This is a genomic window from Psittacicella hinzii, from assembly GCF_003585935.1.
GTDB lineage: Bacteria > Pseudomonadota > Gammaproteobacteria > Enterobacterales > Psittacicellaceae > Psittacicella > Psittacicella hinzii.
On sequence record NZ_NRJG01000106.1, the window covers coordinates 1 to 14548 of the forward strand.

The following is a 14548-nucleotide window of genomic DNA, read 5'->3' on the forward strand; positions in this document are numbered from 1 at the left end:
AAGAATATTCATTTAATAAAGTTATTTAATTTTTGGGTAGTAGATTTTCAACTACGATTTAACCCGCATTTAGGAAATTTGAAAAATGGCTAAAAAAGTTCAAGCATACGTGAAATTACACGTTGCAGCTGGTATGGCTAACCCAGCTCCACCAGTTGGTCCAGCTCTTGGTCAACAAGGTGTTTCAATTATGGAATTCTGTAAAGCATTCAACGCTCGTACAGAAAACGTAGAAAAAGGTTTACCAGTTCCTGTTGTAATCACAGTATACTCTGACAGATCTTTTACTTTCGAAACTAAAACTCCACCAGCATCAGTATTACTGAAAAAAGCTGCTGGTATTAAATCAGGTTCAGGCCGTCCAAATACGCAAAAAGTTGGTAAAATTTCTAAAGCAAAATTACAAGAAATTGCTGAAATGAAAAACCCTGATTTAACAGGTGCTGACTTAGAAGCGAAAATGCGTATTATCGCTGGTACAGCTCGTTCAATGGGTTTAGAGGTTGAGGAGTAATTGATAATGGCTAAATTAACTAAACGTCAAAAACTAATCAACTCTAAAGTTGATAAAGCTAAAGTATATAGCGTTGATGAAGCTGTTGCTTTATTAAAAGAGATCGCTTCTCCAAAATTCGTTGAATCAGTAGATGTTGCTGTAAACTTAGGTATTGATGCTCGTAAAACTGATCAAACAGTTCGTGGTGCAACAGTTTTACCACACGGTACAGGTAAAACTGTACGTGTAGCAGTTTTCACAACTAACACACAAGCTGCACTAGACGCTGGTGCTGATGTGGTTGGTATGGAAGACTTAGCAGATTCAGTACGTAAAGGTAACTTAGACTTCGACGTAGTGATCGCTTCTCCAGAAGCTATGCGTGTAGTTGGTGCTTTAGGTACTGTTTTAGGTCCAAAAGGTTTAATGCCAAACCCTAAAGTTGGTACAGTAACAGCTGACGTTGCTACAGCAGTTAAAAATGCTAAATCAGGTCAAGTACGTTTCCGTAACGATAAAGCAGGTATTATCCACGCTTCAATAGGTAAATTAAGCTTTGACGCTGAAGCAATCAAAGGTAACTTAACTGCATTATTAAACGCATTACGTCGTGCTAAACCAGCAAATGCTAAAGGTATCTACATTCAAAAAGTAAGCTTAAGTACTACACAAGGTGCTGGTTTACTAGTTGATGTTTCTGGCTTAGAATAGTAGAATATCGAATTAAAAACTTGGAGTAATTGCTAGACAATATTCCAAGTTCTGACCTCCACAATCGTGAGATTGTGGTAAGTCGAAGACCGTAGGTGACGCAAGTCTTAATTTCCTACGTAGATGGGGCAGATAATTAATATACAACTTTATTTTTTACTGCTTCCTGTTATGGTAATAAGGTAATAACCTTATTTATTTAAACTCTCAATAGAGAAACATGGAGCTTAAAATGGCGTTAAAATTAGAAGGCAAACAAGTAATTGTTGCTGAAGTGAACGAAGCTGCCAAAAGTGCTCTATCTGCAGTAGTTGCTAATGCACGTGGTGTAGAAGTAACTAAAATGACCGAGCTACGTAAAAAAGCTCGTGAAGCAGGTGTTACTGTTCGTACAGTTCGTAACACTCTATTACGTCGTGCAGTTAAAGACACAGACTTTGAAGTATTAACTGATACTTTCACAGGTCCAACAATTGTAGCTTTCTCTAACGAACATCCAGGTGCTGCAGCTCGTATCTTCCGTGATTTCGCTAAAGACAACAAACTTTTCGAAATCAAAGGTGCGGCATTCAACAAAGAGTTTATCTCTGCTGCTAACATCGATGTTCTAGCTTCATTACCAACATTAGAAGAAGCTTTAGCTCGTCTTGCTGGTACTATGAAAGAAGCTGCGGCTGGTAAACTTGCTCGTACACTTAAAGCAGTTGCTGATAAAAAAGAAGCAGAAGCTGCTTAATGCAATAACTTAAATTAATTTAATTTTTTAATAATTACTTATTTGGAATAATAACTATGTCATTAACTAAAGATCAAATTTTAGATGCAATTGCTGCGATGTCAGTAATGGAAGTTGTAGAATTAGTATCTGCAATGGAAGAAAAATTCGGTGTTTCTGCTGCTGTAGCTGCAGTAGCTGTAGCTGCTGGTGGTGAAGGTGCTGCTGCTGAAGAGAAAACTGAGTTCGACGTTGAATTAAAAGCATTCGGTGCGAACAAAGTAGCTGTAATTAAAGCAGTACGTGGTGCAACTGGTTTAGGCTTAAAAGAAGCTAAAGATTTAGTAGAATCTGCTCCAGTTAAAGTTAAAGAAGGCATCTCTAAAGCAGAAGCTGAAGAACTGAAAAAAGCATTAGAAGAAGCTGGTGCTGAAGCTGAAGTTAAATAATATATCAGTTAGAACTAGATATTTTATCTAACTACATCAATTAAAAAAGAGCTGAGGGCTAAAAATTAGTCTTCAGCTTTTTGTGCTTTAATAAAAATTACTTAAATGAGGCGAATGTATGTCGTTGACTCCCAGCGAAAAGAAACGAATTCGTAAAAATTTCGGTAAAAAGGAAGAAATTCTAAATGTACCTTATTTATTATCGATTCAAATTGAGTCGTTTAATAAATTTATTACTAAAGATCCAGATGGTAAACAAGGATTAGAATCCGTTTTCCGTTCAATTTTTCCTATTCAAAGTAATAATGGTTTAGCTGAACTTCAATACGTTGATTATGAATTAGGTGAATCATTATATAATCCACAAGAATGTCAAGTTCGTGGTCAAACTTACGCAGTTCCATTATACGTAAACTTACGTCTCGTTACATTCGATAACAAAACAAGCCGCCAAGTTCGTAACGCTAAAGAAAGCAGAGTATTCTTTGGTGAAATTCCTATCATGACTGAACACGGTTCTTTCGTGATCAATGGTACTGAATGCGTGGCTGTTAGCCAATTACACCGTTCACCAGGTGTTATTTTTGAATCAGATAAAGGTAAAACTCACTCATCAGGTAAAACACTATATAGTGCGCGTATTATCCCTTACCGTGGTTCTTGGTTAGATTTCGAGTTCGATACCAAAGATATTATCAATATGCGTATCGACAAGCGTAAAAAATTACCAGCAACTGTAATTCTTCACGCTTTAGGTTACACTACTGAAGAAATCTTAGCTCAATTCTTCTCAGAAGTTGCATATCGCATTAAAGGTGATAAATTATTTATCCGTACAGATATCTTCCCTAAAATTAAGGGTGAAAACTTACCTTGGCCTATTTTCACAGCTGAAAAAGAGTATTTAGAAGCTGGTCGTAAAGTTACTGAACGTGTTGTACGTCAGTTAAAAACTGATGGTGTTGAATGGGTAGAAGTTCCTCATGATATCTTAGCCGATCGTGTTGTACGTAATGATATTAAATCACGTGTAACAGGTGATGTGATTTTTGCGGCAAATAATATCCTACCTCCAGATGCTTTTGTTGCTTTACAAGAGCACAAAGTAGATGCTTTCTCTACTATTTATACTAACGAAGTAGAAGAAGGTGCATATATTTCAGAAACATTACGTCGTGATTCTACAAATGATGTAGCTTCTGCGTGTTTCGAAATTTATAAAGTACTTAATGATGAGCAATCAGATGCTGATGCAGAAGTAAGTCATCGCGATTCTGATGTGTCAATCAAATACTTTAACAACTTATTATTCAACAAAGATCGTTACGACTTATCAGTTGTAGGTCGTATGAAATTTAATCTATCTTTAGGTATTAGTAAAGATGAAGTTTCAGAAGAAGAATCTACATTACGTCCTAAAGATATCGTTAAGGTTTTACAAAAATTAGTTGCTGTGCGTAACGGTACAGCTTCTGTAGATGACGTTGACCACTTAGGTTTCCGTCGTATCCGTGCTGTAGGTGAGATGATTGAAAACCAATTCAGAGTTGGTTTAGTGCGTGTTGACCGTGCTGTACGTGAAAGATTAACACACGGTGACTTAGAAAACTTAACACCACAAGCATTAATCAATCACAAACCTGTATCATCAGCTGTACGTGAATTCTTTACTGGTTCTAAATTATCGCAATTCATGGATCAAAACAATGCCCTAGCTGAAGTTACACATAAACGTCGTATTTCTGCATTAGGTGCTGGTGGTGTTACACGTGAACGTGCTGATTTCGAAATCCGTGACGTACACGTAACTCACTATGGTCGTATTTGTCCGATTGAAACACCAGAAGGTCAAAACATCGGTCTAATTAACTCTTTAGCTACGTTCGCTAGACCGAATAAATATGGTTTCTTAGAAACTCCTTACCGTAAAGTAGTAAATGGTATTGTAACTGACGAATTTGAGTACTTATCACCATTAGAAGAAAATGAAAACGTGGTAATCGCTCAAGGTAACGCTAAGTTAAATCCAGATAACTCTTTTGCAACAGAATTAGTACCTGCACGTTGTGGTGGTGAGACTGGTATGTTCCCACCTGAAAGAATTTCTTACATGGACGTGTCAGCTCAACAAATCGTATCTGTTGCTGCGGCATTAATTCCATTCCTTGAGCACGATGACGCTAAACGTGTTCTAATGGGATCAAACATGCAAAAACAAGCCGTGCCAACTATCCGTGCGCAAAAACCTTTAGTAGGTACTGGTATGGAGAAAGTAGTTGCACTTGACTCAGGTGTATCTATTGTTGCTAAACGTGGTGGTGTTGTTCAGTATGTTGATGGTGCGCGTATTGTCGTTAAAGTAAACGAAGAAGAGTGCTTACCAGGTGATGCTGGCGTTGATATTTATAAAGTTACTAAATACCAACGTTCTAACCAAAACACTATGATTAACCAAACTCCATGTGTAAACATTGGTGATCAAATTAGTCGTGGTGAAGTGTTAGCTGATGGTGCTGCTACTGACATGGGTGAATTAGCGCTTGGTCAAAACATGCGTGTAGCTTTCATTCCATGGAACGGTTATAACTACGAAGACTCAATTTTAGTATCTGAGCGCGTAGTTCAAGATGATAGATTTACTTCTATTCACATTCAAGAGTTAGTGTGTTCAGCTCGTGAAACTAAACAGGGTAATGAAGAAATTACTGCTGATATTCCAAACGTGAATAAAGATTTACTAGCTAAACTAGATGAATCTGGAATTATTCATATTGGTGCGGAAGTTAAAGGTGGTGATATCCTTGTTGGTCGTGTAACTCCTAAGACTGAACAAAACACTACTAACTATGCTGAAATGAAACTGTTAAATCAAATTTTTAACATTAAAGCAGCAGAAGTTAAAGATAACTCTTTACGTGTACCTAACTCTGTTTCTGGTACAGTTATTGACGTACAAGTATTTACACGTGATGACGTGGAAAAAGATGCTCGTACAAAACAAATTGAAGCAGAAATTTTAGCTAAAGCAGAAAGAGAAATCGTTTCTGAAGTTGATATTATTGTTGGTTCTATTATGTCTCGTATGCGTTCTTTATTAATTAAAGAAGGTGTATCTGAAGCTGATGTAATGGAAGCTGACATTAATGAATTATCAACAATTCACGTGAAAAACGCTGAAGTTGCTGAAGAATTAAAAGATTTAGCAAAATTAGCTAAACAACAACGTGCAAGTATTAAAGAGCGTTTAGAAAAAGAACGTGAAAAATTAGCTAAAACTGATAATTTACAACCTACAGTTCTTAAAACAGTTAAAGTTTATCTTGCGGTTAAACGTCAAATTCAACCAGCGGATAAAATGGCTGGTCGTCACGGTAACAAAGGGGTTATCTCAAAAATTAATGCTGTGGAAGACATGCCATACGATGAACATGGTTACCCAATCGATTTAGCGTTAAACCCAATCGGGGTACCTTCTCGTATGAACGTAGGACAAATTCTAGAAACTCACCTTGGTTTAGCTGCTAAAGGTATTGGTGACCAAATCAATAAGATGATCGAAGCTAAAGCTTCAGTTGAAAAACTAAGAGGCTATATCCAAAAAGCTTACGATGTTGGTCAAAATAATCGTCAAAAAGTTGATTTAAGTCAATTTACTGATGAAGAAATCATTACTTTAGCAAATAACTTACGTGACGGTTTACCGGTAGCAACACCAGTATTTGATGGTGCGACCGAAGAAGAAATTAAAGAATTATTAGCATTAGCAGAATTACCAACAAGTGGTCAAATTACACTTTATGATGGTAGAACTGGTGAGAAATTCGATCGTCCGGTAACAGTTGGTTACATGTACATGTTAAAACTGAACCACTTAGTAGATGATAAAATGCACGCTCGTTCGATCGGTTCATATAGTTTAGTTACACAACAACCTCTAGGTGGTAAGGCGCAATTTGGTGGTCAACGTTTCGGTGAGATGGAGGTATGGGCATTACAAGCATATGGTGCTGCTTATACTCTACAAGAAATGTTAACTGTTAAATCAGATGATATCGAAGGACGTCGTCAGATTTTCCAAAATATTCTAGAAGGTAAACAAGAAATGAAAGCAAACCTTCCTGAACTATTTAACGTGTTAATTAAAGAGATTCGTTCACTCGGTCTAAATATGGACTTTGATAAATAACCAAGGCGGCTAAAACATGACAATTGCTAAATCTGTAGTAGATCAAATCATCCCTGTAGATGATTCAGATTTCAACTCAATTACTATTAGCTTGGCTAGCCCGGAAACGATTCGTGGATGGTCTCACGGTGAAGTTAAAAAACCAGAGACAATCAACTATCGTACTTCTAAACCTGAAACAGATGGTCTATTTTGTGCCAAAATCTTTGGTCCAGTAAATGACTATGAATGTTTATGTGGTAAGTACAAGCGTTTAAAACAGCACCGCGGTGTTATTTGTAGTAAATGTGGAGTTGAAGTTACTAAGTCTTCAGTACGTCGTGAACGTATGGGACACATTGAGTTAGCAGCTCCAGTAGTACACATCTGGTTCTTAAAATCGTTACCAAGTCGTATTGGTACGATTTTAGATATGACTTTAAACGATTTAGATCGTATTATCCGTTTTGATAGCTATGTTGTTACTGATCCAGGTATTCAAGCTGACTTAGAAAAAGGTCAACTTTTAACTCCTGAAGAATATGAACAATACGCTGAAATTAACGGTACTTCTGGTTGGACAGCACTTATGGGTGCTGAAGCGATTCTTGAATTAATTCGTTCAATTGATGTTAAATCAGAAATCGAATTCTTAAAAGAAGAGCTAGAAAATACTAATTCAGAAACTAAACGTAAAAAATATTCTAAACGTTTAAAATTATTAGATTTATTTGATAAATCTGGTAACAAACCTGAATGGATGGTATTAACTGTACTACCTGTATTACCGCCTGCTTTACGTCCATTAGTTCCGTTAGATGGTGGTCGTTTTGCTACAGCTGATTTAAATGAACTTTACCGTTCAGTAATTAACCGTAACAACCGTTTAAAACGTTTAACAGATCCATCAAATCCAACTCCGGAAATGATTATCCGTAACGAAAAACGTATGTTACAAGAGTCAGTTGATGCTCTTTTAGACAACGGTCGTCGTTCACGTCCAGTTACAGGTTCAAACAAACGTCCATTAAAATCTTTAGCAGATATTATTAAAGGTAAAAAAGGTCGTTTCCGTCAAAACCTATTAGGTAAACGTGTTGACTATTCAGGTCGTTCGGTTATTTCTGTAGGTCCATATCTACAATTACACCAATGTGGTTTACCAAAACTAATGGCTAAAGAATTATTCCGTCCGTTCGTTTATGGTCGCTTAATTGCCACTGGTGCAGCTGATAGCATTAAATCAGCTCGTCGTATTGTAGAACGTGAAGAACCAGCATTATGGGATGCTTTAGATTGTGTAATTAAAGAGCACCCAGTTCTGTTAAATCGTGCGCCTACACTTCACCGTTTAGGTATCCAAGCGTTCGAGCCAATTCTAATTGAAGGTAAAGTTATTCAACTTCACCCATTAGTGTGTGCGGCATTCAACGCTGACTTCGACGGTGACCAAATGGCGGTTCACGTACCATTAACACTTGAAGCTCAATTAGAAGCTCGTGTGTTAATGATGTCGAACAACAACATTCTATCTCCAGCGAATGGTGATCCAATCATTCTTCCATCACAAGATATCGTTCTTGGTCTTTACTACATGACACGTGACAATATCAACGTGAAAGGTGAAGGCATGATGTTTGCATCTCCAAAACATGCTGAGATTGCGTATCAAACTGGTGTAGCTGATCTACACGCTAAAGTAAAAGTACGTATTACAGAATGGTTAAGCATTTCAGATATTCCTGAAGGTAAATTAGATCTAAACATTCAAGAAAGCAGTGCTGATGATTTAATTCCTTTAACTACAGTTTACGATACAACTGTAGGACGTGCGATTTTATGGCAAATTGCGCCTAAGAAAATGCGCTTTGAGCTATTCAACCGTGCACTAGGTAAAAAACAAGTAGCACAAGTTCTTAATGCTTGTTATCGTGATCTTGGTAACGATGCTTCTGTAGCATTAGCTGACCAGATTATGTACACCGGTTTCAAATATGCGGCATTATCAGGTGCTTCGATCGGTATTGAAGATATGAAGATCCCTGACGCTAAATACGAAATCGTAGCTAAAGCTTACGAAGAAGTAGCTGAAGTTAAAGCACAAGAAAACGACGGTCTAGTTACTGCTGGTGAACGTTACAACAAAACAATCGATATCTGGGCTCGTGCTTCAGAAGAAATTACTAAAGCAATGATGAAAAACATCGAAACTGATGATGTTATCGATGCTGAAGGTAATTTAGTGAAACAAGAGTCAATGAACTCTTTATACATGATGTCTACATCAGGTGCCCGTGGTTCGATTGCTAACGTACGTCAACTTTCTGGTATGCGTGGTCTAATGGCTCGTCCAGATGGTTCGATTATTGATACACCGATTACGTCAAACTTCCGTGAAGGTCTAAACGTGCAAGAGTACTTTATTTCTACCCACGGTGCTCGTAAAGGTCTAGCAGATACAGCGTTAAAAACTGCGAACTCTGGTTACTTAACTCGTCGTCTAGTAGACGTGGCGCAAGATGTAGTAATTACTCGTGATGACTGTGAAACAAAAGAATCTATTCTTATGACTGCGGTTATCGAGGGTGGTGACATTAAAGAACGTCTAAGAGACCGTGTATTAGGACGTGTAGTTGCTAAAGACGTAACTGCTCCAGATTCAGAACGCGTTTTAATTCGTCGTGGTGAACTATTAACTGAAGAGCTTTGTGATGTGTTAGATAACAATCACGTGGATTCAGTGTATGTTCGTTCTCCTGTTCTATGTGAAAATGAACACGGCGTGTGTGCTAAATGTTATGGTCGTGATTTAGCACGTGGTACAATGATTAACGAAGGTGAAGCTGTAGGTATTATTGCTGCTCAATCGATTGGTGAGCCTGGTACACAGTTAACCATGCGTACGATCCACTTAGGTGGTGTTGCGACACGTGGTGCTTCTGAAAACTCAATTAAAGTTAAAACTGATGGTATCGTACGTTTAGAAGAATCTAAACTAATTGATACTCCAGAAGGTAACTTCGTAATTGTATCTCGTAAAGCACAAATCATTATTTTCGATCGTAATGGTACTAAACGCGAAGTGCATAAAGTTCCATACGGGGCAACAATCAAAGTTAAAGATGGTGACCCTGTAACAGTTGGTGATGAAATCGCTACTTGGGATTCGCACAATACTCCTGTAATTTCTGAAGTTACTGGTTACGCGAAATTCGTAGATATCATTCCTGGTCAATCTGTTAAAGAACAATCTGATTTAAATACTGGTATTTCTTCAATTACAGTTCTTGATGTGGGTCAACGTCCACAATCAGGTAGAGATTTACGTCCATTAATTAAATTAGTTGATGCTGAAGGCAATGACATTCTTTTAGATGAAGGTCGTGTACCAGCACAAGTAATTCTTCAACCAAAAACAATCGTGACTATTCGCGATGGTGAGCTAGTAGAACGTGGTCGCCCAATTGCGCGTATGCCAATCGAAGGATCTGGTAACCGTGATATTACAGGGGGTCTTCCTCGAGTTGCTGACTTATTCGAAGCTCGTCGTCCAAAAGAACCAGCAATCCTTGCTGAAATCGATGGTCGCGTTACATTCTGTAAAGATACCAAAGATAAGAAACGTATTCGTATCGTACCATTTGGTACTGACGGAGAGGTTGATGGTGAAGCTTGGGAAGTATTAGTTCCTAAATGGCGTGCTCTAAACGTATTTGACGGTGAAGAAGTTAAGAAAGGTGATGTGATCTCAGATGGTCCAGAAGCTTCTCAAGATATTCTTCGCTTACGTGGTGTAGTTGCTTTAACTGAATTTATCGTTGATGAAGTACAACAAGTTTACCGCTTACAAGGGGTAAAAATTAACGATAAACACATTGAAGTGATTATTCGTCAAATGTTACGTAAAGTAATTGTAACTGATTCAGTAGATTCAGAATTTATCCTTGGTGAGCAAGTAGATTTAGCGAAAATCAAAGTTGAAAATACAGCTCGTCAGAAATTAGGATATCCATTAATCGGTTACAGACGTGAGCTTTTAGGTATTACTAAAGCTTCGTTAGCTACTGAATCGTTTATCTCTGCTGCTTCATTCCAAGAAACAGCTCGAGTGTTAGTAGAAGCTGCTATTGCAGGTAAGAAAGACGAATTACGTGGTCTGAAAGAAAACGTAGTTGTTGGTCGTTTAATTCCATCTGGTACAGGTTATGCCGAAGCTAAGAAAAAGGATATTGAACGTCTAAGACAAGCAATTGCAGACGAACTAAAATAATTCTTTATACCGAAAAATTTAACTCATTTAAGTATTTTAACCTCTCACTTTGTGAGAGGTTTTTTCGTGTCTCTACAGGGTTAAATTCATCAATTTATGGTATAATTATGCTAAAAATATGGTTAGAAATCACAAACCAGGGACATACTTTGGAACTTAAAAACGATTTATATTTACGCGCTCTATTAAGAGAACCCACAGAACGCACTCCAGCATGGATGATGAGACAGGCAGGACGTTATTTACCAGAATACCGCGAGATTCGTGCGCAAGCTGGTGATTTTATGTCTTTATGCAAAAATCCAGAGTTAGCTTGTGAAGTTACATTACAACCTCTAAGAAGATATAACTTAGATGCAGCCATTCTCTTTTCTGACATTTTGACTATTCCAGACGCTTTAGGTCTTGGTTTATATTTTAGTCAAGGGGAAGGTCCGCATTTTGAAAGACCTATTACTAGTCTTGCTGATATTGAACGTTTAGGTATTATTGACCCTAATACCGATTTACAATATGTAATTAAAGCTGTAGAAACAATTAAAACTAATTTACAAGGCAGCGTGCCATTAATTGGTTTTAGTGGTAGTCCTTGGACTTTAGCAACTTATATGGTTGAGGGTAAATCTTCAAAACAATTTACCAAAATTAAATCTTTAATGTATAGTCAACCATCTGTTTTACACAAATTACTTAATAAACTAGCTGATAATGTTGCTGTGTATTTAAACGCGCAAATAGCAGCTGGAGCTCAAGCTGTAATGATTTTTGATACTTGGGGTGGGGTATTAGCTCATCGTGAGTATTTAGCTTTCAGTCTAAGCTACATGGAAAAAGTAATTAGTAAATTAACACGTCAGGCAAATGGTCGTAGAGTGCCGGTTACTGTCTTTACTAAAGGCGGTGGCTTATGGCTTGAACATATTGCTGGTTCAGGTGCTGATGCTGTAGGTGTAGATTGGACAGTTAATTTAGGTGAGGCTCGTTCTTTAGTTGGTGATAAAGTTGCAATTCAAGGAAACGTAGATCCATCTATTCTTTATGGTGATCGTGAAACTATTCGTAATAATGTACGATTAGCCGTATCTGATTATGCTCTAGATTACAGTCAAAATGAACCTGCATATAATTTAGGACATGTATTTAATCTTGGACATGGTATACATCAAGATATACCAGTAGAAGCTCCGGCAATTATGCTTGAAGCTTTAGCAGAATTTACAGCAAAGAAATAAGGTTTTAAGCCCATATGTATAATGCCCATCTTTTGGATCATAAAATCCTTTTAAATTCTTTACGCCCAGAAAATATTTACTCGAATGCAATTCATAGTCGAGTAAATAAATTAAGCATTAAAGATTTACAAGTTTTTATTGCCGCAAATTTAGAACAGCAAATTAGCTATTTATATGAGTTAGTAAGAAGTTTAGATATTGAACAAATGTATCAATTTGCTAATCAAGAACAAATTGTAGAAACTGACTTAATAGCTCCATTTAATATCAATAGCAAACATTTAGATGCTTGTGTATTTCTACTTGGTTCACTAACTCAAATTCAAGATGTTCTTTATTTACTGAAAAAACCAGTAAATTTATATACCGAAATTCAAATTGAAAGTCTTGATTCATTTGTTGATCAAGCTCTAGATGTAATTGATTTTTGTAATACAGGTTTTGATTTCTACGCGGCTGAAAATGAAAGCAATGATAATCTCGTATTTTTAATTATCAAAAGCGTAGTAGATTATTTATACCAATTAATTGCTGCTATTGAAGCTGTACTTAATAATGAAGAAGCTGGTCTAATTTTAATGGCACAAGAAACAAGTCTGTTTAATCTCTATTACCAGCGTAATTTCTACGAAGTAAGTTTAAACCAACATTTAACTAACGAAAGTTTAAGTGAATATGCGCTTTTTGAAACTGAGCTTACTCGTCAGTGGGAAGTTTATCGTTTGCTAACTACTAAAGTAGAAAATAATAAAACTCCTACTCTTAAACAGTTTGAAGCTCAATTAGCTAAAATTCAAAAATCAGCGTTAAAACAATACATTAGAGAGTACAACAAATTTATTGGTACAGTTTATGAAAATTAAGCACATTATTTGGTTGGTATTACTTGCGGTAGTAGTATTTCTAGGTTTTCGTAGTGTTAGCACTTACAATAAACTAAGTGCTTATGAACAAGATGTTCAACTATCATGGGCACAAGTAGAAACGCAATTTCAACGTCGTTATGATTTAATTCCTAACTTAGTTAATACAATTAAAGGACAAGCTAATTTTGAAAGTAAAACCTTAGAAGATATTGTAAAAGCACGTGCAAGTGCTTCTTCGATTAAAGTATCGGCTGATGATTTAACTCCTGAAAAATTAGCTCAACTGCAAAGCGAACAAAATAACTTAAGTACAGCTTTAGGTCGTTTATTAATGGTAACTGAAAACTACCCGACCCTGAAAGCAAATGAAGGCTTTTTAAATCTGCAAAATCAATTAGAAGGTATTGAAAACCGTATTGCTTTTGCTCGCGATGATTTTAATGCTAAAGTTAGACTATACAACGCGCAGTTAGTAACCTTCCCAAATAATCTGTATGCCAAAATTCTAGGTTTTAAAGTTAAACCTTATTTTACCGCGACAGCTGGAGCTGAGAATGCACCAACTGTAGATTTTGGTAACTAATGGTCGTGAAAATTGAGGTACTTAATGCTAAGTAATTATAGAAGTTTAAACGTTTGTAAATTTATCTTACTTTGTTTATTTAGCTTGGTATTTAGTATTAACAATGCTTTTAGTTTAAATTTACCAAAAGTTCCTCAAAATTTACAACCTGCAAATGATTATACAAATACATTAACAGCCCAACAGTTAGCTACATTAAACCAAAAATTAGATGCTTTCAATCAAAAAGGGCAAGCAATTATAGTTCTAGTACTTGTTCCTACAACCGAAGGATTAAAAGTTTCTGACTATGCTTTTAAACTCATGAATAGTTGGAAAATAGGTGACAAAGAAAAGCAAAATGGTCTACTCTTGCTAGTAGCAATGGAAGATCGTAAATATTTCTTTGCACCTGGTCCTGGTATTGAGGGAGTATTAACAGACGCTTTATTGGGCTCTATACAACGACACTATCTAAAACCAGCATTTCAAGAAGGTAACTATTATGCAGGTTTAAATCAGTCAATAGATGTTATTATGCAAACTATTGCTGGAGAAATCCCTGAAAGTGTACAAAAGGTATTAGCTCAAGAAAGCGATGAGAGTATACTCGATTACGTAGTTCCAGCTTTTATTTTTCTCATGATAGGTGTAATCTTGTTCTATGTATTTATTGCAGATTATGCTTACAGATTTACAAAAAATAAATCTCGACCAACGACAAATAATCGTATGGCAAATATGTTTTTAAATGTTCTTTGGTTAATTGGTTCGATCGAACAAAGCAACCGAGCTAAAAGAAGAGAACATCAAAGAAATAATCGAGATAATGATCGTAATGATGGTTTTAAAGGCTTTACTAATTTTGGCGGGGGCGGCTTCGGTGGAGGTGGCTCACGTGGTGGTGGCGCTGGTGGTAGCTGGTAACACAATTTAATATTCAAAATAATAGACCCCTCATTGATGTGAGGGGATTTTTTGAAAGAATTTTTTATATTTGCTTTTTAGAATATGGTAATTAACTTCAAAATGCATAGAGACTAAGAGTAGTTAGCATATTAAACTGTTAAGCTTTGGTATTT

General features: G+C 36.5%; 9 protein-coding genes and 1 pseudogene. All 10 read left to right on the top strand.

Going from position 1 to position 14548, the window contains the following annotated elements; genetic code table 11:
• Positions 1–85 precede the first annotated feature (85 nt).
• The 10 genes and pseudogenes from rplK to CKF58_RS05915 all read left to right on the top strand — a co-directional run bounded on the left by rplK (position 86) and on the right by CKF58_RS05915 (position 14393).
• On the top strand, positions 86–514 hold the full coding sequence (gene rplK, locus CKF58_RS05870; RefSeq protein WP_119531919.1) for a 50S ribosomal protein L11: 429 nt from the start codon (positions 86–88) through the stop codon (positions 512–514).
• Between the two features lie 6 nt (positions 515–520).
• On the top strand, positions 521–1207 hold the full coding sequence (rplA, locus tag CKF58_RS05875; protein ID WP_119531921.1) for a 50S ribosomal protein L1: 687 nt from the start codon (positions 521–523) through the stop codon (positions 1205–1207).
• Positions 1208–1439: 232 nt separating this feature from the next.
• Positions 1440–1943 (top strand): 50S ribosomal protein L10, encoded by a 504-nt coding sequence (gene rplJ / locus CKF58_RS05880; RefSeq protein WP_119531923.1) that lies wholly within the window; start codon positions 1440–1442, stop codon positions 1941–1943.
• Positions 1944–1999: 56 nt separating this feature from the next.
• Positions 2000–2371 carry a 50S ribosomal protein L7/L12 gene (rplL, locus tag CKF58_RS05885; RefSeq protein WP_119531925.1) on the top strand — a complete coding sequence of 124 codons (372 nt, stop codon included), beginning with the start codon at positions 2000–2002 and terminating at the stop codon, positions 2369–2371.
• Between the two features lie 118 nt (positions 2372–2489).
• A complete protein-coding gene (rpoB, locus tag CKF58_RS05890; RefSeq protein WP_119531927.1) occupies positions 2490–6557 on the top strand; it encodes a DNA-directed RNA polymerase subunit beta in 4068 nt (1355 codons plus the stop codon).
• Positions 6558–6573: 16 nt separating this feature from the next.
• Positions 6574–10764, top strand: a pseudogene (gene rpoC, locus CKF58_RS05895) (DNA-directed RNA polymerase subunit beta'); the annotation flags it as partial.
• A gap of 191 nt (positions 10765–10955) precedes the next feature.
• Positions 10956–12038 (top strand): uroporphyrinogen decarboxylase, encoded by a 1083-nt coding sequence (hemE, locus tag CKF58_RS05900; protein ID WP_245959242.1) that lies wholly within the window; start codon positions 10956–10958, stop codon positions 12036–12038.
• Between the two features lie 14 nt (positions 12039–12052).
• Positions 12053–12901 carry a hypothetical protein gene (locus tag CKF58_RS05905; protein ID WP_119531933.1) on the top strand — a complete coding sequence of 283 codons (849 nt, stop codon included), beginning with the start codon at positions 12053–12055 and terminating at the stop codon, positions 12899–12901.
• Positions 12891–13487 carry a LemA family protein gene (locus CKF58_RS05910; protein ID WP_119531935.1) on the top strand — a complete coding sequence of 199 codons (597 nt, stop codon included), beginning with the start codon at positions 12891–12893 and terminating at the stop codon, positions 13485–13487. The genes CKF58_RS05905 and CKF58_RS05910 overlap by 11 nt, the downstream gene beginning before the upstream one ends.
• Before the next feature lie 84 nt (positions 13488–13571).
• Positions 13572–14393, top strand: coding sequence for a TPM domain-containing protein (locus CKF58_RS05915; RefSeq protein WP_222987730.1), 822 nt, complete (start codon positions 13572–13574; stop codon positions 14391–14393).
• Positions 14394–14548: the final 155 nt, after the last annotated feature.

Coding starts and splice junctions, on each gene's coding strand:
- rplK (WP_119531919.1), top strand. CDS start 86: ATGGCTAAAAAAGTTCAAGCATACGTGAAATTACACGTTGCAGCTGGT.
- rplA (WP_119531921.1), top strand. CDS start 521: ATGGCTAAATTAACTAAACGTCAAAAACTAATCAACTCTAAAGTTGAT.
- rplJ (WP_119531923.1), top strand. CDS start 1,440: ATGGCGTTAAAATTAGAAGGCAAACAAGTAATTGTTGCTGAAGTGAAC.
- rplL (WP_119531925.1), top strand. CDS start 2,000: ATGTCATTAACTAAAGATCAAATTTTAGATGCAATTGCTGCGATGTCA.
- rpoB (WP_119531927.1), top strand. CDS start 2,490: ATGTCGTTGACTCCCAGCGAAAAGAAACGAATTCGTAAAAATTTCGGT.
- CKF58_RS05905 (WP_119531933.1), top strand. CDS start 12,053: ATGTATAATGCCCATCTTTTGGATCATAAAATCCTTTTAAATTCTTTA.
- CKF58_RS05910 (WP_119531935.1), top strand. CDS start 12,891: ATGAAAATTAAGCACATTATTTGGTTGGTATTACTTGCGGTAGTAGTA.